21 protein-coding genes, 1 tRNA gene and 1 pseudogene are annotated in these 23,501 nt (G+C 63.3%); 15 read left to right on the forward strand and 8 right to left on the reverse strand.

Features of this window, described 5'->3' with window-relative positions:
- Positions 1–393: 393 nt before the first annotated feature.
- A pseudogene (locus tag ACFP9U_RS13580) lies at positions 394–565 on the forward strand (IS3 family transposase); the annotation flags it as partial.
- A gap of 65 nt (positions 566–630) precedes the next feature.
- Here ACFP9U_RS13580 and ACFP9U_RS13585 read toward each other — a convergent pair.
- The gene (locus ACFP9U_RS13585; protein WP_378622162.1) at positions 631–1,821 is read right to left on the reverse strand and encodes an epoxide hydrolase family protein; all 1,191 of its coding nucleotides are present in this window, start codon (positions 1,819–1,821) and stop codon (positions 631–633) included.
- Positions 1,818–2,012 (reverse strand): hypothetical protein, encoded by a 195-nt coding sequence (locus tag ACFP9U_RS13590; RefSeq protein WP_378622164.1) that lies wholly within the window; start codon positions 2,010–2,012, stop codon positions 1,818–1,820. The genes ACFP9U_RS13585 and ACFP9U_RS13590 overlap by 4 nt, the downstream gene beginning before the upstream one ends.
- 44 nt (positions 2,013–2,056) lie before the next feature.
- On the opposite strand from ACFP9U_RS13590, the gene ACFP9U_RS13595 reads away from it, so the two are divergent.
- The 3 genes from ACFP9U_RS13595 to ACFP9U_RS13605 all read left to right on the forward strand — a co-directional run bounded on the left by ACFP9U_RS13595 (position 2,057) and on the right by ACFP9U_RS13605 (position 5,303).
- A complete protein-coding gene (locus ACFP9U_RS13595; RefSeq protein WP_378622165.1) occupies positions 2,057–3,001 on the forward strand; it encodes a LysR substrate-binding domain-containing protein in 945 nt (314 codons plus the stop codon).
- 981 nt (positions 3,002–3,982) lie between these two features.
- Positions 3,983–4,285, forward strand: coding sequence for a hypothetical protein (locus tag ACFP9U_RS13600; protein WP_378622167.1), 303 nt, complete (start codon positions 3,983–3,985; stop codon positions 4,283–4,285).
- Positions 4,286–4,349: 64 nt separating this feature from the next.
- Positions 4,350–5,303, forward strand: coding sequence for a CAP domain-containing protein (locus ACFP9U_RS13605; RefSeq protein WP_378622168.1), 954 nt, complete (start codon positions 4,350–4,352; stop codon positions 5,301–5,303).
- A 295-nt stretch (positions 5,304–5,598) separates the two neighbouring features.
- On the opposite strand, the gene ACFP9U_RS13610 is transcribed toward ACFP9U_RS13605, so the two are convergent.
- Both ACFP9U_RS13610 and ACFP9U_RS13615 read right to left on the reverse strand, forming a co-directional pair.
- Positions 5,599–6,477: a GlcG/HbpS family heme-binding protein gene (locus ACFP9U_RS13610; RefSeq protein ID WP_378622170.1), complete on the reverse strand. Its 879-nt coding sequence runs from the start codon at positions 6,475–6,477 to the stop codon at positions 5,599–5,601.
- 239 nt (positions 6,478–6,716) lie between these two features.
- Positions 6,717–7,049, reverse strand: a complete 333-nt coding sequence (locus ACFP9U_RS13615) for a c-type cytochrome (protein ID WP_378622171.1) — start codon at positions 7,047–7,049, stop codon at positions 6,717–6,719.
- Positions 7,050–7,219: 170 nt separating this feature from the next.
- Between ACFP9U_RS13615 and ACFP9U_RS13620 the strand changes: the two genes are divergently transcribed.
- From ACFP9U_RS13620 to ACFP9U_RS13650, 7 genes are read left to right on the forward strand one after another with little or no spacing between them, the layout of a single operon-like run.
- The gene (locus ACFP9U_RS13620; RefSeq protein ID WP_378622174.1) at positions 7,220–9,283 is read left to right on the forward strand and encodes a methanol/ethanol family PQQ-dependent dehydrogenase; all 2,064 of its coding nucleotides are present in this window, start codon (positions 7,220–7,222) and stop codon (positions 9,281–9,283) included.
- Positions 9,280–10,104, forward strand: coding sequence for a substrate-binding domain-containing protein (locus ACFP9U_RS13625; protein ID WP_378622177.1), 825 nt, complete (start codon positions 9,280–9,282; stop codon positions 10,102–10,104). The genes ACFP9U_RS13620 and ACFP9U_RS13625 overlap by 4 nt, the downstream gene beginning before the upstream one ends.
- A gap of 25 nt (positions 10,105–10,129) precedes the next feature.
- The gene (locus tag ACFP9U_RS13630) at positions 10,130–10,996 is read left to right on the forward strand and encodes a c-type cytochrome (RefSeq protein WP_378622179.1); all 867 of its coding nucleotides are present in this window, start codon (positions 10,130–10,132) and stop codon (positions 10,994–10,996) included.
- Positions 10,996–12,066 (forward strand): cytochrome c oxidase subunit II, encoded by a 1,071-nt coding sequence (gene coxB, locus ACFP9U_RS13635; RefSeq protein ID WP_378622181.1) that lies wholly within the window; start codon positions 10,996–10,998, stop codon positions 12,064–12,066. The genes ACFP9U_RS13630 and coxB overlap by 1 nt, the downstream gene beginning before the upstream one ends.
- A complete protein-coding gene (ctaD, locus tag ACFP9U_RS13640) occupies positions 12,063–14,594 on the forward strand; it encodes a cytochrome c oxidase subunit I (protein WP_378622183.1) in 2,532 nt (843 codons plus the stop codon). Before coxB ends, ctaD begins: the two co-directional genes overlap by 4 nt.
- Before the next feature lie 4 nt (positions 14,595–14,598).
- A complete protein-coding gene (locus ACFP9U_RS13645; RefSeq protein ID WP_378622185.1) occupies positions 14,599–15,000 on the forward strand; it encodes a hypothetical protein in 402 nt (133 codons plus the stop codon).
- Between the two features lie 19 nt (positions 15,001–15,019).
- Positions 15,020–15,610 carry an exopolysaccharide biosynthesis protein gene (locus tag ACFP9U_RS13650; protein WP_378622187.1) on the forward strand — a complete coding sequence of 197 codons (591 nt, stop codon included), beginning with the start codon at positions 15,020–15,022 and terminating at the stop codon, positions 15,608–15,610.
- 350 nt (positions 15,611–15,960) lie between these two features.
- On the opposite strand, the gene ACFP9U_RS13655 is transcribed toward ACFP9U_RS13650, so the two are convergent.
- Together ACFP9U_RS13655 and ACFP9U_RS13660 are read right to left on the reverse strand one after the other, a co-directional pair.
- Positions 15,961–19,050: an efflux RND transporter permease subunit gene (locus tag ACFP9U_RS13655; protein WP_378622189.1), complete on the reverse strand. Its 3,090-nt coding sequence runs from the start codon at positions 19,048–19,050 to the stop codon at positions 15,961–15,963.
- A 14-nt stretch (positions 19,051–19,064) separates the two neighbouring features.
- The gene (locus ACFP9U_RS13660) at positions 19,065–20,180 is read right to left on the reverse strand and encodes an efflux RND transporter periplasmic adaptor subunit (RefSeq protein ID WP_378622191.1); all 1,116 of its coding nucleotides are present in this window, start codon (positions 20,178–20,180) and stop codon (positions 19,065–19,067) included.
- Between the two features lie 174 nt (positions 20,181–20,354).
- On the opposite strand from ACFP9U_RS13660, the gene ACFP9U_RS13665 reads away from it, so the two are divergent.
- Both ACFP9U_RS13665 and ACFP9U_RS13670 read left to right on the forward strand, forming a co-directional pair.
- Complete coding sequence (locus tag ACFP9U_RS13665) at positions 20,355–20,972, forward strand: TetR/AcrR family transcriptional regulator (RefSeq protein WP_378622192.1); 618 nt, start codon at positions 20,355–20,357, stop codon at positions 20,970–20,972.
- Between the two features lie 5 nt (positions 20,973–20,977).
- Positions 20,978–21,208, forward strand: a complete 231-nt coding sequence (locus ACFP9U_RS13670) for a hypothetical protein (protein ID WP_378622194.1) — start codon at positions 20,978–20,980, stop codon at positions 21,206–21,208.
- Between the two features lie 24 nt (positions 21,209–21,232).
- Here ACFP9U_RS13670 and ACFP9U_RS13675 read toward each other — a convergent pair.
- Positions 21,233–21,307 (reverse strand) — tRNA-Val (locus ACFP9U_RS13675).
- Positions 21,308–21,380: 73 nt separating this feature from the next.
- Positions 21,381–21,743: a cell cycle two-component system response regulator CpdR gene (gene cpdR, locus ACFP9U_RS13680; protein ID WP_159588443.1), complete on the reverse strand. Its 363-nt coding sequence runs from the start codon at positions 21,741–21,743 to the stop codon at positions 21,381–21,383.
- Between the two features lie 202 nt (positions 21,744–21,945).
- Here cpdR and ACFP9U_RS13685 point away from each other — a divergent pair, with 202 nt between their 5' ends.
- Together ACFP9U_RS13685 and ACFP9U_RS13690 are read left to right on the forward strand one after the other, a co-directional pair.
- Positions 21,946–22,836, forward strand: a complete 891-nt coding sequence (locus ACFP9U_RS13685; protein WP_378622197.1) for an N-formylglutamate amidohydrolase — start codon at positions 21,946–21,948, stop codon at positions 22,834–22,836.
- A gap of 220 nt (positions 22,837–23,056) precedes the next feature.
- Positions 23,057–23,501 (forward strand): inositol monophosphatase family protein (locus tag ACFP9U_RS13690; protein WP_378622196.1); only part of this gene is annotated, 445 nt, incomplete at its 3' end.

The following is a 23,501-nucleotide window of genomic DNA, read 5'->3' on the forward strand; positions in this document are numbered from 1 at the left end:
TGCAGCCATGTCGTCACGCGCCACCTCCGCAAAGCCGATGTCTCTGCGTCCTCCGCGACAGGTGCTCACGGTCAATGCAGTCCGGCATTTCCTCAAATATCAAGCTCACGCGGCTCGCAACCTTTCGGCCGGGCCGGCGGTCAGAGCGACAAAACGTAAGGGATGATTGTCTCTACCAGCGATCGGGGAGCGAAATCAAGAAGGCAACCCTCAGCCGAATGCGTTCATGCCGGAGAAGTAGTCTTTCGCAGATGGGACTGCAACCTTCTCGCGTCGGGCAGGAGATCGGTCTGGCGCCGGACGCCGTCGCTCGGAGCTGACCTCAGCCTTCCGCAGAACGGGCATCCGCTTTATCCTTGTTTGTATGGACCACTTCATTGGGGGAGGACCACCCGACTTTGCGACGAATTGCTCGACGGCGAGATCTCTACGGGCTGCGTGAAGCGCAAATCCTGATTGAGCAATGGAGGAAACACTTCAAGAGACCACATCATAGCGCATTGAGTTACCGCCCACCGGCCGCAAAACCATCATCCCGATGGACCGCAGGCCGGTCATGCACTAAAAATCAAACTGGACCACCTGGGTGGGGCTGATCAGTCTCACGCCTTCACGCCAGCGTCGACAATGTCATGACCAACGACCGCTAGCGGCCAGCACTGCCGCGAGGCCTTCTTGCAGGTCCCTGACGAAATACCCGGGAACCTCCAGCGACGGGAAATGTCCCCCGGTCTCGGGCGTCCTCCATCGGACGATCTGTCGGTACCGCTCCTGTGCCCACGCACGCGGACATTTCTCGATGTCGCGGGGATAGATACTGATTGCTGACGGGACATCGACCCGAAGTTCGGGGTCGAGCGCGTTAACACCGCCGTGGCTTTCGTGGTAGATGCGGGCCGCCGATGCGCCGGTCCGCGTCAGCCAGTACAGGGTGACGTCGTCAAGAACGCGATCTCTGGAAATCGTCTCGAACGGGCTGTCTTCGGTATCTGTCCACTCGGCGAACTTGTCGAGGATCCAGGCAAGAAGCCCGACCGGTGAGTCGACGAGCGAATAGCCGATGGTCTGCGGTCGGGTCGCCTGCTGCTTCGCGTACGTCGCGCGGTGTCGCCAGAAGTCGCGGGTTTCCTCGGTCCATTTGCGCTCGACCGCCGTCAGCCCGTCCGTCGTCAGCCCTGGCGGTGCCTGTGCGAGCGTCGTGTGGATGCCGAGAACGTGAGCCGGGAACCTGCCGCCGAGGATCGTGGTGATCACACCTCCCCAGTCGCCGCCGTGGGCTGCGAACTTGCCGTAGCCGAGCCTTCCCATCAGTTCCACCCATGCGGCCGCGATCTTTTCGATTCCCCACCCGGTGGTGGCCGGCTTGTCGCTGTAACCAAACCCTGGCAGCGACGGGACCACGACGTGGAACGCCGGCGTGTCTGGATCTTCCGGATCTGCCAGCTCGTCTATGACATCAATGAACTCGGCAACGCTGCCTGGCCAGCCGTGCGTCAGGATCAGGGGCGTGGCGCCTGCGCGGGCGGATCGGCGGTGCAGGAAGTGGATTCCCAGATTGTCGATGGTCGTGCGGAACTGGCCGATCCGGTTGAGGCGCGCCTCGAACGTCCGCCAATCATACTCGGTGCGCCAGTAGTTCACGACATCGACGAGGTCGGCGAGAGGAACGCCCTGTTCCCATCGGCGAGGGCCGGGCGCGGCGCGATAGACCGTCTCGGCCTCCGGCAGCCGCGCCGCGGCCAGCCGCGCGCGAAGATCGTCGAGGTCGGCGTCAGTTGCGTGGGCTTCAAATGCTTGCACGTCGCTGACTGGACGGTTCACGAGATGCCCCCGCCGAAGTGAGCTGCCGTGGCAATGCGCTTGAGTCTTGCAAAGCACTGACGAACAATTTTCGCCCGCTCGATCCGTCCCTGGTGGCGAATTCGGTGAACTGCCTCCTGATCAATGCCGGAAGCAGGAACCTGGCGGGTGGAGACATTCTCAGCATGATAGTTAGAAAAACTGTATGACATCTTGATTTTACCTCCGTCTAATGATCTGCAGAATCTAACAATTAATGGAGCTTAAGGCTTGTCAGAAAAGCTTTGTTACTGTTAGTTTTTCTATCATGACAAAACGGAACGATATCGCTTGGCTGCCGCTGAATTCCCTTCGCGCTTTCGCGGCGGTCCATGAAACCGGCTCTGTCGGTGCTGCTGCCGATACGCTCAAGGTGACGCATGGCGCAGTAAGTCAGCATCTACGAGGCTTGGAAGACCGCTTGCAGCGCAAATTGTTTACCCGTTCCGGCAATCGTCTGGTCATGTTGCCGGAAGCCGCAGACTTGGCCGAAAATCTGCTCAGGAATTTCAGGGCGATTGCCGGTGATATCGACCAATTTCGGCGCGACGAAAACATCCTCAATATCACCGTGACGCCGCATTTCGCCCAACATTGGCTGCTGCCACGCCTTGGTGAGTTTGTGCAGCGTCACCCGGAAATCGATCTGCGCATCAATGCCGATGCGACAGTGCATGATCTTGCACTAGGTGATTTCGATGCCGCTGTCCGGCATGGTGACGGTAACTGGCCGGGGGTGAACTGCGAACGGCTTCTTGAAGGTAGGGATGTCGTCGTGGCGGCGCCTTCGGTTCTGGAGTCTGTTTCCATTCAAACACCTCAGGATTTGACCAAGCTACCGTGGATTCTGGATGAGGACCGGGACATCGAAATGTCCAATTGGTTCGATGATCATGGCGTAGCCCATCAAGCTCATACACGGATTACCCGGCTGCCTAGCGCGCTGACGCTTGTTGCGGCGCTTGACGGGCATGGCGTGGCATGGCTGCCCCATGTTTATGCTGCGCCTTATTTGACCAGTGAGCGCTTGGTGCAATTATTCAGCGACGACCGGTGGCCAGCACAGAATACGCGCCACTATTACCTGTGCTGGGCAGACAGCAAGAACCGCCCGGCTTTTAGGACGTTCCGGCAATGGATAAGACGGCAACTTTCAGGATAGTCAAGTAACGAGGCCAGCTTCAGAGTAACGCCCGAACGGACGGTTGTTTCAAGACCACGGACGTCTCACTGAACGCATTATGACAGGTTGCTGAGCTTAGCTGTGAGAAACGACAGAGTTCTCCGCCGAAGATGCTAGCATCCCAAAAGATGCTGGTTCGGTTTTTTATGCTCGTGCGCCATATGCGTGTGTCGGCAATCGATGATCGTCAGTTGGTGTGTCTTCAGCGTGATGCATTGGTGGCCGCCAGCCGCGCTGCACACCACCTCCGCTCGGGCTGATGACGCGACCGATCGTTGGCTACAGCAAGCTGAAGAATTGCATTCGCTTGTTATTCTGGAGTGGCCAGTCGTTCACGGCCCAGGGCCTGGATACGGAAGGCAAATTCAGGGCAGCCGGGAAGCGCTTCACAACTCCCGCTGACATCGATCGCGATCAGTTGCAGCTGTGGCTCGAAGAATCCCGCGTCATCAGTGGGACTACAAAAATATCGTGAAACGAAAAGAAAAGCTGGAACGCCTCAATGAGGGACGCCGGCGGTAAGCGGGTCCGCAGTTCTGGCTTGCCCGCACCGGCGACTTTCCGACGCAGCTCCAATGTCGGCTTACAGGAAAATTGGCAGTTGGCCACTAATGACCTAGTTAAGGTCGGCAGCGGAACGGCAGCTTTTCGACATAGCATCCCGAAAGTTGACGGACCGCTGTACGGCTATAGGCCACCGATCAGCTCGATGGCCCGGATGCTGCCATAGGGCGGCTGCTTGCACAGCAGGCCCGTAAAGGGCACCCGCCCGCCGGCATTAGCGCCGATGCCGTGAAGGCACGCCAGCGGTCAGGATCCGCAACCTGCCGCTCCATCCGGAGCGAGTTCGCACTGCTCTACGGGGTAGTGCTCGCATCGGCGGCTTGCCCCGGCCGGGCCACCAAATCAGTGCCCGGTCCGGACACGACGATCTGTATTCTGCAAAGGAGGAACAACCGGATGCGCTCAATCCTATTCGGTATCGTGGCCCTCGCCATGACATCCGCAGCCGCCGTGGCCCAAGGCTCCATCCCGGCCTGTCCGGAACAACAACAGCTCGAGCAGGTTCTGGGCAGCAGTGGGGATATCATGCCGGAGGGCTGTCGGAACGTGAACATAAGTGTTCTGGAAAGCGATGGAGACAGGCTCTGTATGGTCGATCTGTCGGGCTCGGGCGAAGGCGTCGTCGAACAGCTGCGGGAAGCGGCAGTCGACCAGCGATGGTGGATGCGCTGCCAGGATGTCGAGGAGGCCATGCGTTAGGCGGGCAGGTGCCCGATCGCCAACTGAGATTTCAGCGTGCCGCCGCTCGCGAGGGAAAGGTCCGATGCTCCCGCTCCGCGCCTTGCCGCTAATGCTCACGCTGTGCGTGACGCTATACGCCGCGCCGACATCAGCCGAAGCGGTGGGGTTGGAAGAGCTCCGCGACCGCGCTCTTTCGCTGGTCAATGAAGCCCGCGAGGAGCACGCCCTCGATCCGCTCGAAAGAAGCGGTCTCCTTGATGAGGCGGCGCAGAATCACGCCGAAGACATGCTCGAAAGGAATTATTACGCGCACGTATCTCCCGAGGGCGAGACCGTACAGGACCGCTATCGCGACCAGGGCGGTAGCCGCTGGAAACTGGTGGCGGAGAACATCGCCACCTGCACCGGCTGTCCGACTCCACCTACCCTGGACCGAGTCGAGCGTTTCCAGGAAGGCTGGATGAACAGCCCCGAACACCGCGAGAATGTTCTGGCGGAGGGGCTCGAAAACTTCGGCTTCGGAATCGCCGGCGATAGTGGCACAATCTATGCCGTGCAGACCTTTGCCGGCCCCGGCGAACCGCCGGGGCTCCCACCGGATGAGGAGCCGGCTGCGCTGGATCCTGCCGAGCAGACGCGAGAGGCCGTGCAGGCGGCCAACAGGGCGCGGGAACGCGAGGGGCTGGATCACGTCGAACCGAGCGACGCGCTGAGCGAGGCGGCCAGACAGTTACTGCCAGAAGGCGGCACGGATGAAAGCTTGGTCGACCGGCCGGATAACCTGTTTGACCTTTTGCCGGAAGGGGAGAGAGCAGACTGGAGCAGTCTCAGAGTGCTCGCGGCCGCCTGCGGCGGCTGCGGAACGCTGCCGACAGCCGCGGACATACGCCATTTCATCGAGAGATGGAGCAGCGATCCGCAGGATGGTGGGACCATACTCCAACAGGACGTGACCGACATGGGTTTCGCCATGCTGGCAAATGGTGAAGGGCGGAAGGTTGCCGTATCGGTTTTGGGCCAGCGTCGGACGCGCTGAAGCGTCAGATGGCGAGCGGCTGATCTCAGAGCGACAGGTTCGCAGGCAGCAGCGCAGAATCGCTTGCGGCGATGGAATCCACACCAGGTGTCTAGACCCACAATGTGATGGAATCAGTTTAGCTGATCCCTATCAAAGTGGTCAGCTATGGGACAGATATTACACGGCAGCGCCATGACCACGCACGCCAATCAGCGCTGCGATACAGCGATCGAAAGCTTCGCTCGAAAAACCGGACCACGAGTGTACCTGGGCTGCCAGGTGCGGGGTTCTCTCAATGCACAATCTAGGGTCGCTATGGAGCACCGTCTGTTGGGTGAGTCTCCTCGAAGTCCTCCACGATTCCTTCAGCCGTAGGACTGCAAGTCGGATGACCATAGCCGCTCGGGCTCGTCTGTCTGCCGGTGCCGGGATCAACGGTGAGATCGTGAATGATGTTGTCGTTGTGCGCGTCCGTCACGCCGTCCGGCACGTGGTCCGACTCGAGCGCATCGCGCATCTTCCAGGCGATCACGTGGTCGGTGCAGGCTTCGTCGCCGCTGAGGCCGAGGGCGCCGACCAGCTCACCCTCACTCGCATAGAGGGCAAGCCCGCCTGCGAATACTGTCACGCCGCCCACGCGCTGCCCCACCAGCGGATCGCGCTCGGTACCCCAGTCCTCGGCTGAACCCTCGTGCACCACGCTCGAAGCCGATGTGCTCGCCTCAAGGCCGAAGAGCGGGCCGCCCGGTTGGGTCGGCCAGTACAGGTTGGCTGTCGACAGTGCAAAAGCCGGCAGGCTGAACGCGTTCGCCGTATACGCCTTGGAGGCGGCGATGGCGCGGCTACCCGGCCACTGCTCGCCGAACTCTTCTCCGGAGTGCGTGACCACGCAGACGAAGCCTTGCCGGTTCACCACCACCGCCCACATGTGATTGCCCAGACCGCCGTTGACGGATGGATCGTTTGGCGCCACCACCTCCCGCAGCACGGATGTGAGCCGTTCATGGTCCGGCAGACTTCCGCAATCGGGCGTTTGGCCGCCCTGTGCTTGCGAAACAGCTTGCCCCTCCTCCTGTTGCGCCTCCGGCGGCGTTTCCGGCTCGGTCGGCTGCTGCTGCGCCGCAGCTGGCGGGACAACGAAGCTCAAGGCCATGGCGAGCGAGACCGCGGAATGCGTCAGCGGGTGCTTCATCAAAAACCTCCTTCCTGGGATCTGGCAGGTTGCGGATCGAGGCCGCGAAGGTGAGGTCCATCAGTTCGGCGGGAGCCCCGGTCGTGGCGCGCACAGGCGCCCATCAGCAACCAACCTTGTCGAGCGGACCGCCGGCAATGCCGGGCTTGGGACATTGAAGCGAAAGCCCGGGACGAAAGCGTCGGCGGTTGCAGCAACGGCTCCTCCCTGTTTCCCGCTCCTTCGGTGCGAGGCGCGGACTATGGTGCATCGGCCAGCGGACCGACGGAGCTGAAGTAGGTGGCGAGATCTTCGATGTCCTCGCGCGTGAGTGCCTCGGCGACGGGGGTCATGATGGCGTTGTACCGCTGGCCCGTCCTGAAGTGTTCGAGCTGTACTTCGAGATAAGCGGCGTTCTGACCGGCCAGATGCGGAAACATTGGATTGGGCGTCATCCCCCGCTCGCCGTGGCAGGCGACGCACTGCAGCGATTTCGCCCGGCCCAGTTCGAAGTCTCCTCCGGCGAGCGCTGCGGTCGTACCGGGAAAGGTGACGGCCATGGCGGCCATTGCAACGGTCGCTGTTGCGCGCATTTCATCCCCGTTTCTTCGGCAACTGGAAGTCAATGTCCCCGAGAGGACGTTTTGCCGGAACTTTCCCCAGCCGACATTGTTCCGCCCTCGTCAGAGACATTTCGGACCGATCCGGGCTGCCCGACGGGGGAAGGCGGTGGCGGTCCGGCAACGCAATACAGGGAGGGATAATGAACATCGCCAAACCGGCCACGGGCAGCGCAGTTCCTGCCGGAGGGCGTGGCTTTGCCTCAACCGTCAGCGCAGCCGCGTTTTTTTGCGCCTTTCTTTCCGGCGCTCATGCCAATGAAAACCTGATCGAGCTTTCCCAGGACGACACGCAATGGGTGATGCCGGCGAAGAACTACGCCTCGACCCGTTTCAGCGGTCTCGACCAGATCGACGCCGAGAACGTGCAGGACCTGCAGGTAGCGTGGACCTTTTCCACCGGGCTGGTGCGCGGGCATGAGGCCGCGCCGCTCGTCGTGGGCGACACGATGTACATCGTCACCCCGTGGCCGAATATCCTCTACGCCCTAGACCTCGCCGACGGCTCGGTGAAGTGGTCCTACGAGCCGAAGCCGGACCGTGCGGCGCAGGGCGTCGCCTGTTGCGATGTGGTTAACCGCGGCGCCGCCTATCTCGACGGCAAGATCTTCTACAACACGCTCGACAACCATACGGTCGCCGTGGACGCCGAAACCGGCGAAGAAGTTTGGAAGACCAAGCTAGGCGACATCAACCGCGGCGAGACCATGACCATGGCGCCGCTGGTGGTGAAGGACAAGGTTCTGGTCGGCAACAGCGGCGGCGAGATGGGCGTGCGCGGCTGGCTGACCGCGCTCGACGTGGAAACGGGCGAGATCGCCTGGCGCGCCTATTCCACCGGGCCGGACGAGGAGGTGCTCATTGGCGAGGACTTCCAGCCGCCTTATCCCCAGGATGCCGAGCCTGACCTCGGCGTGAAGACCTGGCCGCCGGAGCGCTGGCAGATCGGCGGCGGCACGGTGTGGGGCTGGATCTCCTACGATCCGGAGCTGGACCTCATCTACTACGGCACCGCCAATCCCGGCCCGTGGAACCATAACCAGCGGCTGGGCGACAACAAGTGGGCGGCTTCCATCTTCGCGCGCAATCCGGACACCGGCATGGCGCGCTGGGCGTATCAATGGGGACCTCACGATCTCTATGACTATGACGGGGTGAACGAGAACATCCTGGTCGACCTGGAGATCGACGGCCAGATGCGACAAGTGCTCATCCGGCCGGAGCGCAACGGCCACATGTATGTGGTGGACCGGGAGACAGGCGAGGTGCTCTCGGCGGAAGAATACGAGCATGTGACCGTCACGCGCGGCATCGACCTTGAGACCGGCCGGCCGATCGAGGTGGCGGAGAAGGAGCCGAAGGAAGGCGAGATCACGCGCGACATCTGCCCCGCCGCCCCCGGTGCGAAGGATTGGCAGCCCTCCGCCTATTCTCCGCAGACGGGCCTCGTCTACGTGCCGCACCAGCATCTTTGCATGGACATGAAGGTGGTTGAGACGAACTACATTGCCGGCACGCCCTTCGTCGGCGCCGAGGTGGAGATGTATGCCGGTCCCGGCGGCTATCGCGGCGAATACATGGCTTGGGATCCCGTCAACGCCGAGAAGGTCTGGACGATCGAGGAGAATTTCCCGGTCTGGAGCGGCACCGTTGTGACGGCGGGCGACGTCGCCTTCTATGGAACCATGGACCGCTGGTTCAAGGCGGTGGACGCGCGCTCGGGCGAGCTTCTATGGCAGTTCCGCGTCGATTCAGGGATTATCGGCCAGCCGATTACCTATCAGGGACCGGAGGGTAGGCAATATGTCGCCGTGCTCGCGGGCGTCGGTGGGTGGTCCGGCGCGGTCGTGGCCGGCGATCTCGACACCAACGTGCCCTTCGGGGCGCTCGGCTTCGTCGGCGCGATGCAGGATCTGCCGCAGCACACCGGTCCAGGCGGCACGCTCTACGTCTTCGCTCTGCCCGAGGAGCGGGCGGATACCACCCCGCAAGAAGCTCCACCGGCCGATACCGAGCCTGCGACTGACGCCGCACCTCCTGAGCCGCAAGAGGAGACCGAAGCTCCACTTCCGCCGACGGAACAGGGCACCGATGCCGAACCCAGCGTGGAGCAGGGGGAGGGTGCCGAGGCGGAGACGCCGCCCGAGCCTGCACCTCCGGCGCCAGCACCTGATGAACCCACGCCCGGCGGAGAGGAAGGGCAATGACGGTATCCCATCTGAACAAACGGGTCTGCGTCGGGCTCTCCGCCGCCTTTGCCAGTGTCGTGCTTGCTCAAAGTGCGGCGGCCGAGATGCGCCAGCTGCGGGTGTGCTCCGACCCCAACAATTTGCCCTTCTCGAACGAAGAGGGCGGGGGCTTTGAGAACAGGATAGCGGAAATGATCGCCGAGGATTTCGGCGTAGAGCTTTCCTATACTTGGTGGGCGCAGCGGCGCGGCTTCGTCCGCAACACGCTCAAGGCCGGCAACTGCGACGTCATAATGGGCGTGCCAGCGGGCTATGAGCTGGTGGAGACGACAGAGCCGTATTACCGCTCGACCTATGTCTACGTCTATCGTGACGAAAGTGGCCTCGATCTCCACTCCATCAGCGATCCGCGCCTGAAAGAGCTGAAAATTGGCGTGCACCTGATCGGTGACGACGGCGCCAACACCCCGCCCGCCCATGCGCTGGGCAGCCAGGGTATCGTCGACAATGTCTCCGGCTACATGATCTATGGCGATTACCGCGAGCCGAACCCGCCGGCGCGCATAATCGACGCGGTGGCTTCGGGCAAGCTCGACGTCGCTGCAGTCTGGGGGCCGCTCGGCGGCTACTTCGCCACCCGGGCGCCGGTCGCCATGAGGGCGGTGCCGATCACCGACACCGAGGAAGTCTCATCTCTCCGCTTCGCCTTCTCGATTGCAATGGGCGTGCGCAAGGATGACCAGGCGCTGAAGGAGCAGTTGGACGATTTCCTGCAGCGCCGGCAGGACGATATCGACGCCGTGCTCGAGGAATACGGCGTGCCGCTGGTGGACGGGTGAAGAGGCACGATCAAGGAGCAGGCAAATGACTCCAAGAATGCGGGCAAGCGGCCGGAGCAGTGCGATATTGGCGCTGGGGCTCGTCATCGTCGCTTGCGACCAATCGGATGACACCGCCGAGACGGACACGCGGATCGACCCTCTTGCGACGGTACGGGAGCAGGCTGCCACGGACCGAACCGAGACCACTGGTTCCACCGAGCTTGCGCAGGCCACCGATGGCGCCGAACCGGCCGATCCCGCTGAAGCTGTGGAGCCGGCTGAGCCTGGCGAACCCGGCGACGGGGCCGAGCCGGGCCAAGTGACCGAACCCGCAGGACCGGATGCGCCTGCAGCGCCGGCGGAACCTGTCGAGCCGCAGCAGGCACGGTCGCCTGCCGGCACCTTTACGCCGGACATAGAGGAGCCGGAGGGCATTTGGGAAAGCCGCCTGCCGACCGGCGATGGGCGCTCGATCCTCGTTCCAGCGACGACTCTCTTCCCCGGAACGGCGCGCGTCGATCCGCAGATCGAGAATCCCTATTCCGGCGATAGTGATGCCATCGCCGCCGGCGAGCGCCACTTCGCGGCCTATAATTGCGCCGGCTGTCACGCTCCGCTCGGTGGTGGCGGCATGGGGCCGCCGCTCAGCGACAATGAATGGATCTATGGCGGCGAGCCGGCGCAGATCTACCTCAGCATCATGCACGGGCGCGGCAACGGCATGCCTGCCTGGGCTTCCATGCTGCCGCGCAAGACGGCGTGGGAGATTGTCGCCTATATCGAGACGCTGAGCGGAATCGAGAACTACGCCGCCGAACTCGGCTTCGAGGAAGGCGGTCGCTACCAGCAGCCCGACGACAGCGGCGAGGAGGAACAGCCAGGTACCGGAACCGATACGGGGGGAGGATAGTGAAGGCCGGCAAGCAGCCGGTGATCCTCTTTCCCGAAGAAGACGAGGTGTCGGCGCCGATGATCCCGCCAGCGGCCTTTACCCGGCATTTGGCCGGCTTGGCACCCGCAGCCTTGTTTCTGTTTGCAGGTTGCACGGGCCCGCAATCGGCGCTGCAGCCGAGCGGTGCGGCCGCACGCGAGGTGGCCTATCTATGGTGGGCGATGTTCTGGGCAGGCACGGCGATCTTCGTGCTCGTACTCGCCCTGCTCCTCTATCCGGTATTCCGCCAGCGCGCGCGGCGCTGGCGCATTCCGCCGCTGCAGATGATCGTGGCCGGCGGCATCGCGCTTCCCGTGGTCGCCCTATCGATCCTGCTGGTCTTCGGCCTCAGGGCGGGCTCCGGTGTGAGTGCCGATCTGCCGGAAGACGCGATCAGCATCCGTGTGACGGCGCATCAATGGTGGTGGGATATAGAGTATGTCGACCGACGCGACCAGAGCCGCAATTTCACCACGGCCAATGAGCTTTATCTGCCCGTTGGTCAGCCGGTGGAACTGCTGCTGACTTCTTCCGATGTCATCCACAGTCTCTGGCTGCCGCGGATCGCCGGCAAGATTGACCTGATCCCGACCCACACAAATCGCCTGGTGGTCGAGGCGGAGGAGACTGGCGTCTTTCGCGGCCAGTGCGCCGAGTTTTGCGGCCTTTCGCACGCGCAGATGGCCTTCTATGCGGTCGCCGTGCCGCAGGAGGAGTTCGAGGCCTGGGTCGAGCGGCAGCGCGCGCCGGCAGCACCGCCGTCCACGGCAGCCATTCGAGCCGGCAAGGAAGCTTTCGACGCAAGCGGATGCGTCGTCTGCCACACGGTTCGCGGCGGCGGTGCATGGGGCGTCGAGGGCCCCGACCTCACCCATCTCGGCAGCCGGCTCACCATCGCCGCCGGCACCTTCGACAATACGCGGGAAAACATTGCCGCCTGGATCGCCCGCAATGAGCAGATGAAGCCCGGCAACAAGATGCCGGAGTTTCCGCATCTCGATCGCGAGACGCGGCTCTCCATCGCCGCCTATCTGGAGAGCCTCCAGTGAACGAAGCGGCGGAAAAATTCCGTTCGCCGATGGCGGCGGAAGTGGTGGGGCGCGAAGCCGAAAGGCAGTTCCAGCATGTCTGGGAGAAGCCGCGCGGCTGGCGCCGCATCAGCGCCGTCAACAATTCGGTGATCGGCCGGCGTTTCATCCTCACCGCCTTCATGTTCTTTATCGCCGGTGGTGTGCTCGCGCTCCTCCTGCGGACGCAGCTCATCGTGCCGGAGAACGACCTGCTTTCGGCCGAGGTCTACAACCAGTTCTTCACCATGCACGGCACTACGATGATGTTCCTCTTCGCAGTGCCCATGATGGAGGCCTTCGCGATCTATCTCATCCCGTCGATGATCGGCACGCGGGATCTCTGCTTTCCGCGGCTCAGTGCCTTCGGCTACTGGTGTTTCCTGTTCGGCGGGCTGCTGCTCTATTCCAGCTTCATCATCGGGTCCGCGCCCGACGGCGGCTGGTTCATGTATGTGCCGCTGACGACCAAGGAATTCTCCCCCGGCATCAATCAGGATTTCTGGCTGCTCGGCGTCACCTTTGTGGAGATCGCCAGCATCACCGGCGCGCTGGAGTTGATCGTAACGATCCTGAGGATGCGCGCGCCCGGCATGGCGCTCCACCGCATGGCAATCTTCGCCTGGTATATGCTCGCCGTCTCCTTCATGATCATCTTCGGCTTCCCGCCACTGATCCTCGCCAGCATCCTGCTGGAGGCGGAGCGCGCCTTCGACATTCCGTTCTATGATGTGACGCGCGGCGGCGATCCTCTTTTATGGCAGCATCTTTTCTGGATCTTCGGACACCCGGAGGTCTACATCATCTTCCTGCCGGCGGCCGGTCTCGTCAGTGCGATGCTGCCGACATTGGCACGCGGACCGCTGGTCGGCTACAGCCTGCTCGTGCTGGCCGTGGTGGGCACCGCTTTCCTGAGCTTCGGCCTTTGGGTCCACCACATGTATGCGACCGGCATCCCGCGCCTGGCGCTTTCCTTCTTCGCTGGCGCGAGCCTTGCCGTCTCGATCCCGAGCGGTATCCAGGTCTTCGCCTGGATCGCCACGCTGTGGGAGGGGCGTCCGCTTCTGCGAACGCCGCTCCTCTTCGTCATAGGTTTCATCATCATCTTCGTCATAGGCGGGCTGACTGGCGTCATGGTTGCAATGGTGCCGTTCGACTGGCAGGTGCACGACACCTATTTCGTGGTCGCTCATTTTCATTACGTTCTGATCGGCGGCATGGTCTTCCCGCTCTTTGCCGCGTTCTTCTTCTACCTCCCCCGCGCGACGGGCCGGATGCTGTCGGAGACGATGGGCAGGACCAGCTTCTGGCTGCTCTTCATCGGCTTCAATGTTGCCTTCTTCCCGATGCATCTGACCGGGCTCTTGGGCATGCCCCGGCGCGTCTACACCTATCCCGCCGATATCGGCTGGGATTGGCTGAACCTGACCTCCACCCTGGGCGCCTACATGGTCGCCGCCGGTGCGGCCGTCTTCGTCGGCAACGTGATCTGGCATATGCGTTGGGGCGAGCCGGCGGGCGACAATCCCTGGGCGGCGGGAGGGCTGGAGTGGGCAAACCCGTCGCCCATCCCGCCCTACAACATCCGCAGCATTCCCCGTGTCACCAGCTATAATCCGCTGTGGGACCAACCGGGCCTGCACGACCGCATCGAGAGCGCGCGCGAATATCTGCCAACGGCGGAGGAAGGCAAGCGCGAGGTGCTTGCCACGTCGATCGTCGGTGCCGCGCCGGAATACGTGCTGCGCCTGCCGAGCCCCAGCTTCCTGCCGCTCCTGGCCGCGCTCGCCACCGCCGCGACCTTCATCGGTTTTCTGATCTCGAAATACTGGATTGCTGCCATCGGCGCGGGCACCTTCCTTCTCATCCTCCTGTTCTGGCTATGGGAAGAGCCGCACGAGAAGCACGAGAAAGACGTCGGCAACGGGCTCACCCTTCCGATCGGCTCGGGCAGCACCGGCGCGCATGACTGGCTGGGCTGCTTGATCTTCGTCTTTGTCGACGGGGCGATCTTTGCTTCGCTCGTCTACGCCTATTTCTATCTCTGGACCTCCGCCGAAGTGTGGCCGCCGCCGGGCTTCGCTCCGGAGATCGGAATGCCCGCCATCGCCGTGTTGGCGCTCACCATGCTTTCCCTGGTCGTGCTCGGGCTGACGCACTGGGCGGCCAGCCACCACAGCAGGCTCCCGATCCTTCTCGGCCTCGCCCTCAGCCTGCCGGTTCTGGGCGGCCTCGCCTATGCGCTGTTTGAGGCCTGGAACGAACTGCCTTTCGATCTGAAGAGCCATGCCTATGGGGCACTGGTGATCTTCATCGGCGGCTATTTCGCCCTGCACGTCCTGCTGGCGATTTCGTCGGCGCTCTTTTCGCTTGCCCGCTTCCTCTTCGGCGGGGTCGTACCGCACAAGGAGGTCTCCACGCTCGTCTTCACGCTGCTCGGTTTCTATTCTGCGGTGGTCGGACTGGCAGCTTTCGCCGTCATATATCTGTCGCCGATGGCGCTGAGGTGACGCAATGGTCAAGCACGAAAAGTTCGCTCCCGCGCCCAGATACGGTTTTCCGGCCAACGCCAAGGGTTTTCTCTTCCCGCCAGTGGCGTGGGCAGCTTTCTTCGTCGCGATCTATTCGGCGCAGGGTGCCGGCTGCGCGGCCGTGGAAGCGGGTTCTCTCGGCTTGGGAGTGCTCCGGCTTCTGCTCGCCGGTCTGACGGTGCTGACTGCAGCGGCGATTCTGGCCGTCGGAATCTGGTCGGCCCTCGCTTTCCGGCATATTCGTCGCGAGAAGGTTGGAGCGGACGATGGCGTACGCCAATCGCGCTTCCTTGCCGAAAGTGCAGCGCTCAGTGCGGGCTTATTCTTGGTCGCGACACTATGGATAGGGCTGCCGATCGCCTGGACCAACCCATGCGGCGGCTGACGCAAATGGCGAGGAAAATATGACCGACCGAAGCGCGCCCGACAATCTCGAGAAGGTCCTCGACAAGGCAGCAGCCGCAGGAGACGGCACAGAAAATGTATCCGTGTCGCAGATCATGAGCGCGGTCGGGCGAAGATCATTTGGTCCCATCATGCTTGTCATCTCCCTCATCGCCTGGACGCCGCTTGGCGGCGTTCCCGGCGTCCCCACCGCACTTGCACTGACACTGATCCTTGTCGCCGGCCAGCTTGTTGTAGGCATGGAGCATTTCTGGCTTCCCCGCTTCGTGCTCGACCGCAGCATGAACCGGGAGCGCTTCCGCAAGGTTATCGGCTATATCAAACCCGTCGCGCGCGTGATCGACCGCGTGCTGCGCGAGCGGCTGCAATGGATATTCCAGCCCATTTTCGTGCGCTTCGCCGCACTGATATGCATCGCAGTCGCGGTGACCGTGCCGCCCCTGGAGGTCGTGCCGTTTGCCGGCGTGGTGCCGTGGACAGCGATCGCCATCTTCGCGCTCGCCCTGATTACGCGAGACGGTTTCCTTGCTCTCATTGCCTTCGCCGTCGCGCTCGGTGCCGGCTACACCGTTTTCCGGGTGCTTCTCTAAAGTCCATGCGGCTCCCTCGCTTTTCGGAGGCACGCAAATTCCAGCACTGCGAATCACCTCTCCGCCAAGTGGCTTCGATCGGCTGGAATGCCGGTTCCGAGATGGCGTCTTTGCGTCATAAACACGCGTGTTCATCGCATGCCCGCTTTCCGGGAGCCGAAATGCAGTTGTGAGAGACCGCTTTGGGTTGCCAGTGCCGGTCGTCGCCGTGCTCGGCAATCACGACCATGAATGCGACCAGGTGTACCATATCTCGCACCTGTTGAGGGATGCGGGCGTGCCTATGCGGTGCTGGAGATTTGACATCCGGGTGCAGGGGCGGTCCGAGCGGTCGGCAAGAGATCACATCTTCACGGGTCGACAGTCGCTGCACCGGAAATTCGTGAGGACCGGATGCCGAAGAACAACGCGTAAAGCAGCGGCGTGACACCGAGTGTCATGATCGTTCCGACACCGAGCCCGAAGGCGATCACGCTTGCCATGCCGTAAAACAGCGGATCCTTGGTCAGAATCAACGGCAAAAGCCCGAGAATCGTCGTCACCGTCGTCATCAGGATCGGGCGCAGGCGCCGCGCCGAAGCGGCGACAATGGCTTCCACGCCGTCCGTCCCTCCTTCCTCCCGCTCGATATCGATGCGGTCGATGAGCACGATGGCGTTGTTGATGATGATGCCGGCGAGCGACAGGATGCCGAGGATGACCATGAAGCCGAAATCGGCTCCCATGGCATGCAGGCCGATGGCGGCGCCGATGATGATGAGTGGGATGGTCGCCACGATCATGAGCGGCCGGCGGAAGGAGTTGAACTGGGCGATCAGGAGCAGGAAAATGGCGCCGATGCACAGCGGCACATTGGCCGCGAGTGCGGCCTTGCCCTCGGCGGAGTCGGTGACAATGCCGTCATACTCGATCACATGGCCGGGCGGCAGCGTCTGGCGAAGCTCCTCCAGCACCGGATCGATCCGGGGGACGAGATCCTCGGGCGAGAAGGCGAGCGGCCGCCCCTCGACTGTCACGGTGCGGGTCAGGTCCTCGCGCTGGATGGCGGCGAAGTCGCTGGTGAGCCTGACATCGGCCACCTGGATGAGCGGCACGGTCCCGTCTCCAGACGAGCGCTGGATGCCGAGCGTCTCCATGCGCTTAAGATCGCTGCGCTCGGCATCGACAGCGCGGGCGACGATCGGGAAAATGTCGTCGCCTTCGCGGAATTCGGAGATCGCCTGGCCGGAGAAATAGGCCGACAGCGTGTCGGCGATGTCGGTCGAGGTGACGCCGTTGCGGCGGGCACGCGCCTGGTCGATGTCGACCACGAGCTTGGGCCTGCGGTTCTCCCAGTCCTGGAAGACGTCGATGGTGCCGGGGATGGCGCGAAGCGCGTCTTCGACTTCCCGTGCCTTGGCGTAGATCAACGCGGCGTCGGGCCCCTTTACCTGGATGTGGAAGACACCTGGATCCGAGGGGCCGAGGAACATGTCCGTTACGCGTGCCTGAATGGCCGGAAACGCGGTACGGAACATCTCCCGCAGGTCGCCCAATGCCCGGGGCATGTTGTCGATGGTGTTGAGATTGGCGACGATGAAAGCCTTGTTGGGCGCGGGGTCGAGCGGCGCCAGCGAGAGAACGAAACGCGGGCCGCCATACCCCGCATAGGCGGCGAAGTCATCGAGATAGGGAAGGCGCTCCTCGTCCGCGAGGATGGGGAACAGGCGCCGGAGCGTGGCATCGGTGGTGTTGAGCGATACATCGGCCGGCAGGTCGAGGGTGATCAGCACCTGCGCGCGATCGCTGGCCGGAAAGAAGCGCTGCGGTACCTTGCTTATCGCCCAGCCACCGGCGCCAAGGGCGGCGAACATCAGGACCAGGAAGGGGATGCGCAGGGGGAGTACGCGCCGCAGAAGGCTTGCGTAGCCCCGCTCGAACACCGCGAAGACACCGCTCCTTTCGGCTGGCGCCCTGGTCCGGTCCGGGGTTTTCATGAAGCGGTGGCATAGAACCGGCGTGACTGTCATCGCCAGCACCCATGAGGTCATCAGCGAGATCAGAATGACGAGCGAGATGGAGCGGGTATATTCGCCCGCCTCGTGCTCGGCGAGCATCAGGGGCAGAAAGACGAGCACCGTCGTCAGCGTTGAGGAAAGGAGCGGCAATGCCAGCTCGCGCCCCGTGCGCTCCAGCGCCGTCTCGCGCGAGGCGCCTTCCTCCATGCGGCGCTTGAAATCCTCGGCGATGACGATGCCGTTGTCGACCAGAAGGCCGAGCGCGATCACCAGCGTGGCGAGACTCATGCGCTCCAGCGGGATGCCGGCAAAGCCCATCACGGCCAGCGTGACGAGCATGACGGCCGGCACGATGGAGCCAACGATCAGGCCGATGCGCATCCCCAGGAACAGGATGACGACGGCGAGCACGATTCCGAGCGTCTGCAGCACGTTGCTGGTGACGCCGTAGACAGCATTGCCCACCTGTTCGGCCTGGAAGGTGACGATGTCGAGCTTGTAGCCGACGGGCAGCGTCGCCTCGATCTGCCTCAGCCTGTCGCGCAGCTTTGGCCCGTATTCGAGCACGCGGTGGCCGTCGAGCATGGAGACGGCGAAGATGATGGCGGGGACACCATTATAATAGGCCGTGCGCTGGGGCGGGTCGACCGTGCCGCGAGTGACAGTCGCGACATCGCGCAGCGGCACGGTTCCCTTGCCGCCCGGCAACGGAATCAATGTCTCGCGTACCTGTTCGAGCGAATCGAAATTGCCCGTCGGCGCGACGATGAAGGTACGCGCGCCCGAATCGATCTCGCCGCCCGGCCGGATGATGTTCTGCGCGCGTACCGCGGCGATTATCTGCTCGGTCGAAAGCCCGAGCTCGGCCAGCCGGGTGTTGGAGGCCTCGATGAAGATGCGCTCGTCTTGAACGCCGTGCAATTCGACCTTCTTGGTGCCAGCGACGCCATAGAGCTGGTCGCGCACGTGCTTGGCGATGTCGTGCATCTCACCCATGGTGAAGCCGTCGGCCGTCAACGCCGCGGTCACGACCGCCACGTCACCGAAATCGTCGTTGATGACGGGTGTCTGCGTTCCTTCGGGCAGGCGGCTGCTCGCCTCCTTTACCTTCTCGCGCAAATCGTCCCAGATCTGGTCGAGCGCGAAGTACCGCTGCTGGACGACGGCGTGGATGATCGAGACGCCGGCGCGGGTCGTCGAGCGGATCTCCTTGATCTCCGGCATCTGGCGGATCGACTCTTCGAGAGTCTTGGTGACCAGAAGCTCCATGCGCTCCGGCGAAAGACCGGGATAGCGCGTCGTAACCACGGCCTCGCGGATGGTGATCTTCGGGTCTTCCTGGGCCGGCAGGGCAAAATAGTTTCGCACGCCGAGAGCCATCAGCAGCACGACGAGGGTGAAGACGACAGGCCGGTAGCGCCGGGCGAGGGTGGAGATGCTCATATCGCCTCGCGCGGTCAGGGATTGTAGCGGGCGATGCCCACGCCAAGTCGGGTGACGGGCTGTCCGTCGCGCAGGAAGGCCACGCCCTTGGCGGCAATGATGTCGCCCGGCGCGAGGCCTTCGGTGACGATGGCGTGCGCGGCCGTCAGTTCCGCGATGGTGACCGGTGCGCGCGTCACCGTGCCTGTTTCCCCGTCGTAGCGGAAGGCCACGGCCTTCGCGCCCGCCTCGGGCAGAAAGGCGGTGATCGGGATGCTGACCAGCGGCTGATCGGCATCCGCCGCGCCGGCGGAAAGTTGAAGCGCCACTTCGGCCGTCATCCCGCTGCGCCAGGCCACGATCTGCGCCCCGACGCGCAGGGTGACCGGATAGGCATTGCCTTCGGTGGATTGTGCGGCAATCTCGGTGATCGTACCCTTGAAGTGTCGGGCGGTCGCCGTCGGCAGGCCGATTTCATGCATGCTGCCGAGGCTGAGGTGGTCGACCAGCGTTTCCGGCACCGCGACAACCACTTCCATGCCGCCGGCATGTCCTTCAATTCGGAAGGCCGGCTGGCCGGCGGGGACCTGCTGCGAGGGCTCGACCAGCCGCTCGGCGACGGTGCCGTCATAGGGCGCGTGGAGCGTCGCATCCGCGAGGTCCTGCCTTGCCCGCTCAACCGCGGCGGCCAGGGATGCCACCCGGCTCCTGGCCGCTTCGTGCGCAGCACGCGCCGAGTCCAGTGCGGCGTCGGCGATCCATTGTTTTTCATGGAGCCTTTGCTTGCGCTCAAGATCGCGCTTGGTTTCCGCCCGCTTCGCGTGCGCTTCCGCCAGTTCGCCCTTGCGCTGTTCGAGCGCCAGGGCCAGCTTTTGCACGTTGATGGTCGCCAGGATATCGCCGGCGGCAAAGTGCTCTCCCGCCTCGACGAGAACCTCGTCCACGACGCCGGAAACTTCGAAGCTCAGCTCCGTGCGCTGCGCAGCCCGCGTCACACCGGTCAGCCGGCGTGTCGTCTGTCCTGAAGCCGCTTCCACGAGGGTCCAGGCGATCGGCCGCGGCTGTTCCGCGGGGGTTCCTTCTTCCCCGCTGCAACCTGCGAGGACGATCGATGCGCAAACCGTTGCGGCGGCCGCCATCTTGCGCGGCATGCGCGGAAACCGGGATGCCCGTCCGTGCATCTTCACGGATGTGCCCCGTCCTGCCGGCGAGTGTCTGACTGCATGTCGAATCCGTCTGAGTATGGTATTTGATAGTACCGTTGTCAGGAATGGTACTATAGAGTACCTTTGTCAAGCGAAAACGACTCCGGATTGGAAAAGGGGATGCCAGAAAAGGCGAGTCGCGGCGCCCGGCGCGAAGCCGCCATCCTGAAAGCGGCAACGGAACTGTTCCTCAAGCACGGCTATGACGGAACGTCGCTCGACATGGTGATCGAAACGGCAGGCGGCTCCCGCCGCACCATCTATGAGCGCTTTGGCAACAAGAAGGGGCTGTTCAGCGCCACGGTGGAGGCCACGCAAGCGCGTCTGCTCACGCAGTTCTCCGCGCTCGACTGGGCGAAAGCGTCTCCCGAAGAAGCATTGAACAGGGTGGGAACAGCGTTTCTTTCCGCTCTAACCGCGCCGGATGCGGTTGCGCTGTTCCGCGTAGTGATTGCCGAGGCGCCCCGCTTTCCCGAATTGGGGGAGGCGATGTTCGAGAAAGGGCCGGAACGCGCCTATCGCATGGTCGCCGATTATCTGCGCACGAAAGCCGATGCCGGGGTTTTGCGCATCGAGGACGCGAACCTCGCCGCGCGCCAACTCGTGGAACTGTTGAAGGGCGACCTTTATCTGCGCGCGATGCTGGTTCCCGGCTGGCAGCCCGGCAGGCGCGAGATCGAGCGCCATGTACGATCGGCCGTCAGCATGTTCCTGCACGGGGTTTGCGGAAACGACTGACAACCTTGCGGACGAACATCGATAAGGAGCAGCACGACGTCTGGCTCGGCCACGACGAAACGCGCACCGCGAACGCCTATAAAGCGTTCGATCCGGAATATCTGGTTGACGCAATGCGTGCGACGGATTCGGTCATCCGGAAGCTCCAGAAGTACACCAAGAGACGCCTATTTGCGTGCACGGCGCGTGCACACCGCGATCTGAAGCTAATCGAGGGCGGAAAGAGTGCCACCTGAAAGCCTTGGATTTCCTGGGCTGGATGGTGGGCGTGACAGGGATTGAACCTGTGACCCCTACGATGTCAACGTAGTGCTCTCCCGCTGAGCTACACGCCCATCCGACGCGCGCATAGACCACATATCCCGGGCCCGCGTCAATAGGAACGTTGGCGGGTGCCGAGCGATGTCTTCAGGCCGCCTGAAGCAGCTTTTCGACCTCGTTGACGAGGTCGCGCAGGTGGAAGGGCTTGGACAGCACCTTGGCGTCCCGCGGGGCGTTGGAATCGGGGTTGAGCGCCACCGCCGCGAAGCCGGTGATGAACATCACCTTGAGGTCGGGATCGATCTCGGTGGCGCGCCGCGCCAGTTCGATGCCGTCCATCTCCGGCATGACGATGTCGGTCAGAAGCAAGGAAAAGGGTTCCTCGCGTAACCGCTCGTAGGCGCCGGCGCCGTTGTCGAAGTCGATCACCTCGTAGCCGGCGCGTTCCAGCGCCTTGACGAGGAATCGTCGCATGTCGTCGTCATCTTCCGCGAGAAGAATTCGTGCCATCATATCTTCCGAAACATAACCCCGTGCGCCCGCATTGAGGAAGACTGCGGGATACCAGTGCCATATGATTCCGGCATGGTAAATATCAAGTGAATTGCGTTGGCCCGTGTCCGCGCATGCAAAGGTTCTGGACAGTGATCCCTCCGGGTGGCAGGCTTTCGGGCATAGCACGACCGGGTTTTGGCAAGGAGTTGAGGTGTCGATGGGCGCAGCGGCGGATTTTTCCGAAGTTCCGGCCTTCCAGGTGCATATGCCGGGCGAGCAGCAGGTTCCCTTCGTTTTCAATTCGCCGCACAGCGGGCGCCACTATCCGTCCCGCTTCCTCTCCATGAGCCGGCTCGATGCCGCCACGATCAGGCGCTCGGAGGACTGCTATGTCGATGAGCTCTTCGCCGCGGCGGCCGGTGTCGGAGCGCCGTTCCTGACCGCCAACTTCCCGCGCGCCTATCTGGACGTCAACCGCGAACCGTGGGAACTCGACCCGCGCATGTTCAGCGAACCGGTGCCTTCCTTCGCCAATATTCGCTCGCCGCGGGTGGCTGGCGGTCTCGGCACCATCCCGAAGCTGGTCGGCGAGGGCTACGACATCTATGAAGAACGCCTGCCGCTGGCGGAGGCCCTGTCGCGCATCGAGCATATCTACAAGCCCTATCACGCATGCCTTGCGGAGCTTCTCAGCCGCACCCGCGCCACCTTCGGCTACGCCATTCTCGTCGACTGCCACTCGATGCCCGCCAACATACGCGTGGGGGACGGGCAGGGGCGCCCGGATTTCATCGTCGGCGACCGTTTCGGCTCCTCGGCGGCGGCGGCTCTGAGCCAGCATTCCATCTCGCTGCTCACGGCACAGGGCTATCGGGTCGCCAACAACAAACCCTATGCGGGGGGCTTCATCACCGAGCATTACGGCCGTCCGGCCGAGCATCTGCACGCGGTGCAGATCGAGGTCAATCGCGGACTTTACATGGACGAGCGAACACTGCAGCGGACGGATGGCTTCAACCGGCTCGCCGCCGATCTGGCGGAATTCGTACGGGCCCTGACGGCCAGCCCCGACCGCCATCTGCCGACAATGCCCATGGCGGCGGAATAGGGCGGCGCCGGGCGGTAGCGAGGGCGTGCGGCACGGCGATCCGCAGCCGGATAAAAAGAGACCGCATCGTTTACACGATACGGTCATAAGTCTAGGGAGGAAACGCCCAAGGAGGGCATTGGATGGCATCACCATCCGAATCATAGCTTATGCTGCGCTGCACAAATGTCAAGTCCGAGCCGTGCCGAGAGCCCAACGCGCCGAGCTGAAGGGGAGATCCATGTCCGCGACTCCGTCGTTCGATTTCATGCGCCGTCTGGCTGCCGCGGCCGCGGCGGAGACCATGCCGCGTTTCCGCGCGGGCGGCGACGTCGTGAACAAGCATGCCTCGGGTTTCGACCCGGTGACGGAGGCCGACCGTGCGGCCGAGCAGGCGATTCGATCGCTGATCGCGGCCGATTTTCCCGATCACGGCATCATCGGCGAGGAGTTCGGGGCGGAAGGCGCCGAGCGCAGCCATGTCTGGGTCATCGATCCCATCGACGGCACGCGCGCCTTCATCTCCGGCCTGCCGCTCTGGGGCACGCTGGTGGGGCTCACCGTCGACGGCGCGGCGGTGGCGGGCATGATGTCGCAGCCCTTCACGGGCGAACTCTACTATGCAGACGGAGATGGCGCGCGCTACGAGGGACCCGGGGGGCCGCGGCGGCTGGCCACGCGCGGCA

It is taken from the genome of Nitratireductor sp. GCM10026969, assembly GCF_042660605.1.
Lineage (GTDB): Bacteria > Pseudomonadota > Alphaproteobacteria > Rhizobiales > Rhizobiaceae > Chelativorans.

Excerpts from the sequence above, each read along its gene's own strand:
- ACFP9U_RS13590 (WP_378622164.1), bottom strand. The coding sequence starts at position 2,012 with ATGTCATACAGTTTTTCTAACTATCATGCTGAGAATGTCTCCACCCGC.
- ACFP9U_RS13595 (WP_378622165.1), top strand. The coding sequence starts at position 2,057 with ATGGAGCTTAAGGCTTGTCAGAAAAGCTTTGTTACTGTTAGTTTTTCT.
- ACFP9U_RS13600 (WP_378622167.1), top strand. The coding sequence starts at position 3,983 with ATGCGCTCAATCCTATTCGGTATCGTGGCCCTCGCCATGACATCCGCA.
- ACFP9U_RS13605 (WP_378622168.1), top strand. The coding sequence starts at position 4,350 with ATGCTCCCGCTCCGCGCCTTGCCGCTAATGCTCACGCTGTGCGTGACG.
- ACFP9U_RS13610 (WP_378622170.1), bottom strand. The coding sequence starts at position 6,477 with ATGAAGCACCCGCTGACGCATTCCGCGGTCTCGCTCGCCATGGCCTTG.
- ACFP9U_RS13615 (WP_378622171.1), bottom strand. The coding sequence starts at position 7,049 with ATGCGCGCAACAGCGACCGTTGCAATGGCCGCCATGGCCGTCACCTTT.
- ACFP9U_RS13620 (WP_378622174.1), top strand. The coding sequence starts at position 7,220 with ATGAACATCGCCAAACCGGCCACGGGCAGCGCAGTTCCTGCCGGAGGG.
- ACFP9U_RS13625 (WP_378622177.1), top strand. The coding sequence starts at position 9,280 with ATGACGGTATCCCATCTGAACAAACGGGTCTGCGTCGGGCTCTCCGCC.
- ACFP9U_RS13630 (WP_378622179.1), top strand. The coding sequence starts at position 10,130 with ATGACTCCAAGAATGCGGGCAAGCGGCCGGAGCAGTGCGATATTGGCG.
- ACFP9U_RS13645 (WP_378622185.1), top strand. The coding sequence starts at position 14,599 with ATGGTCAAGCACGAAAAGTTCGCTCCCGCGCCCAGATACGGTTTTCCG.
- ACFP9U_RS13650 (WP_378622187.1), top strand. The coding sequence starts at position 15,020 with ATGACCGACCGAAGCGCGCCCGACAATCTCGAGAAGGTCCTCGACAAG.
- ACFP9U_RS13655 (WP_378622189.1), bottom strand. The coding sequence starts at position 19,050 with ATGAGCATCTCCACCCTCGCCCGGCGCTACCGGCCTGTCGTCTTCACC.
- ACFP9U_RS13660 (WP_378622191.1), bottom strand. The coding sequence starts at position 20,180 with ATGCCGCGCAAGATGGCGGCCGCCGCAACGGTTTGCGCATCGATCGTC.
- ACFP9U_RS13665 (WP_378622192.1), top strand. The coding sequence starts at position 20,355 with ATGCCAGAAAAGGCGAGTCGCGGCGCCCGGCGCGAAGCCGCCATCCTG.
- cpdR (WP_159588443.1), bottom strand. The coding sequence starts at position 21,743 with ATGGCACGAATTCTTCTCGCGGAAGATGACGACGACATGCGACGATTC.
- ACFP9U_RS13685 (WP_378622197.1), top strand. The coding sequence starts at position 21,946 with ATGGGCGCAGCGGCGGATTTTTCCGAAGTTCCGGCCTTCCAGGTGCAT.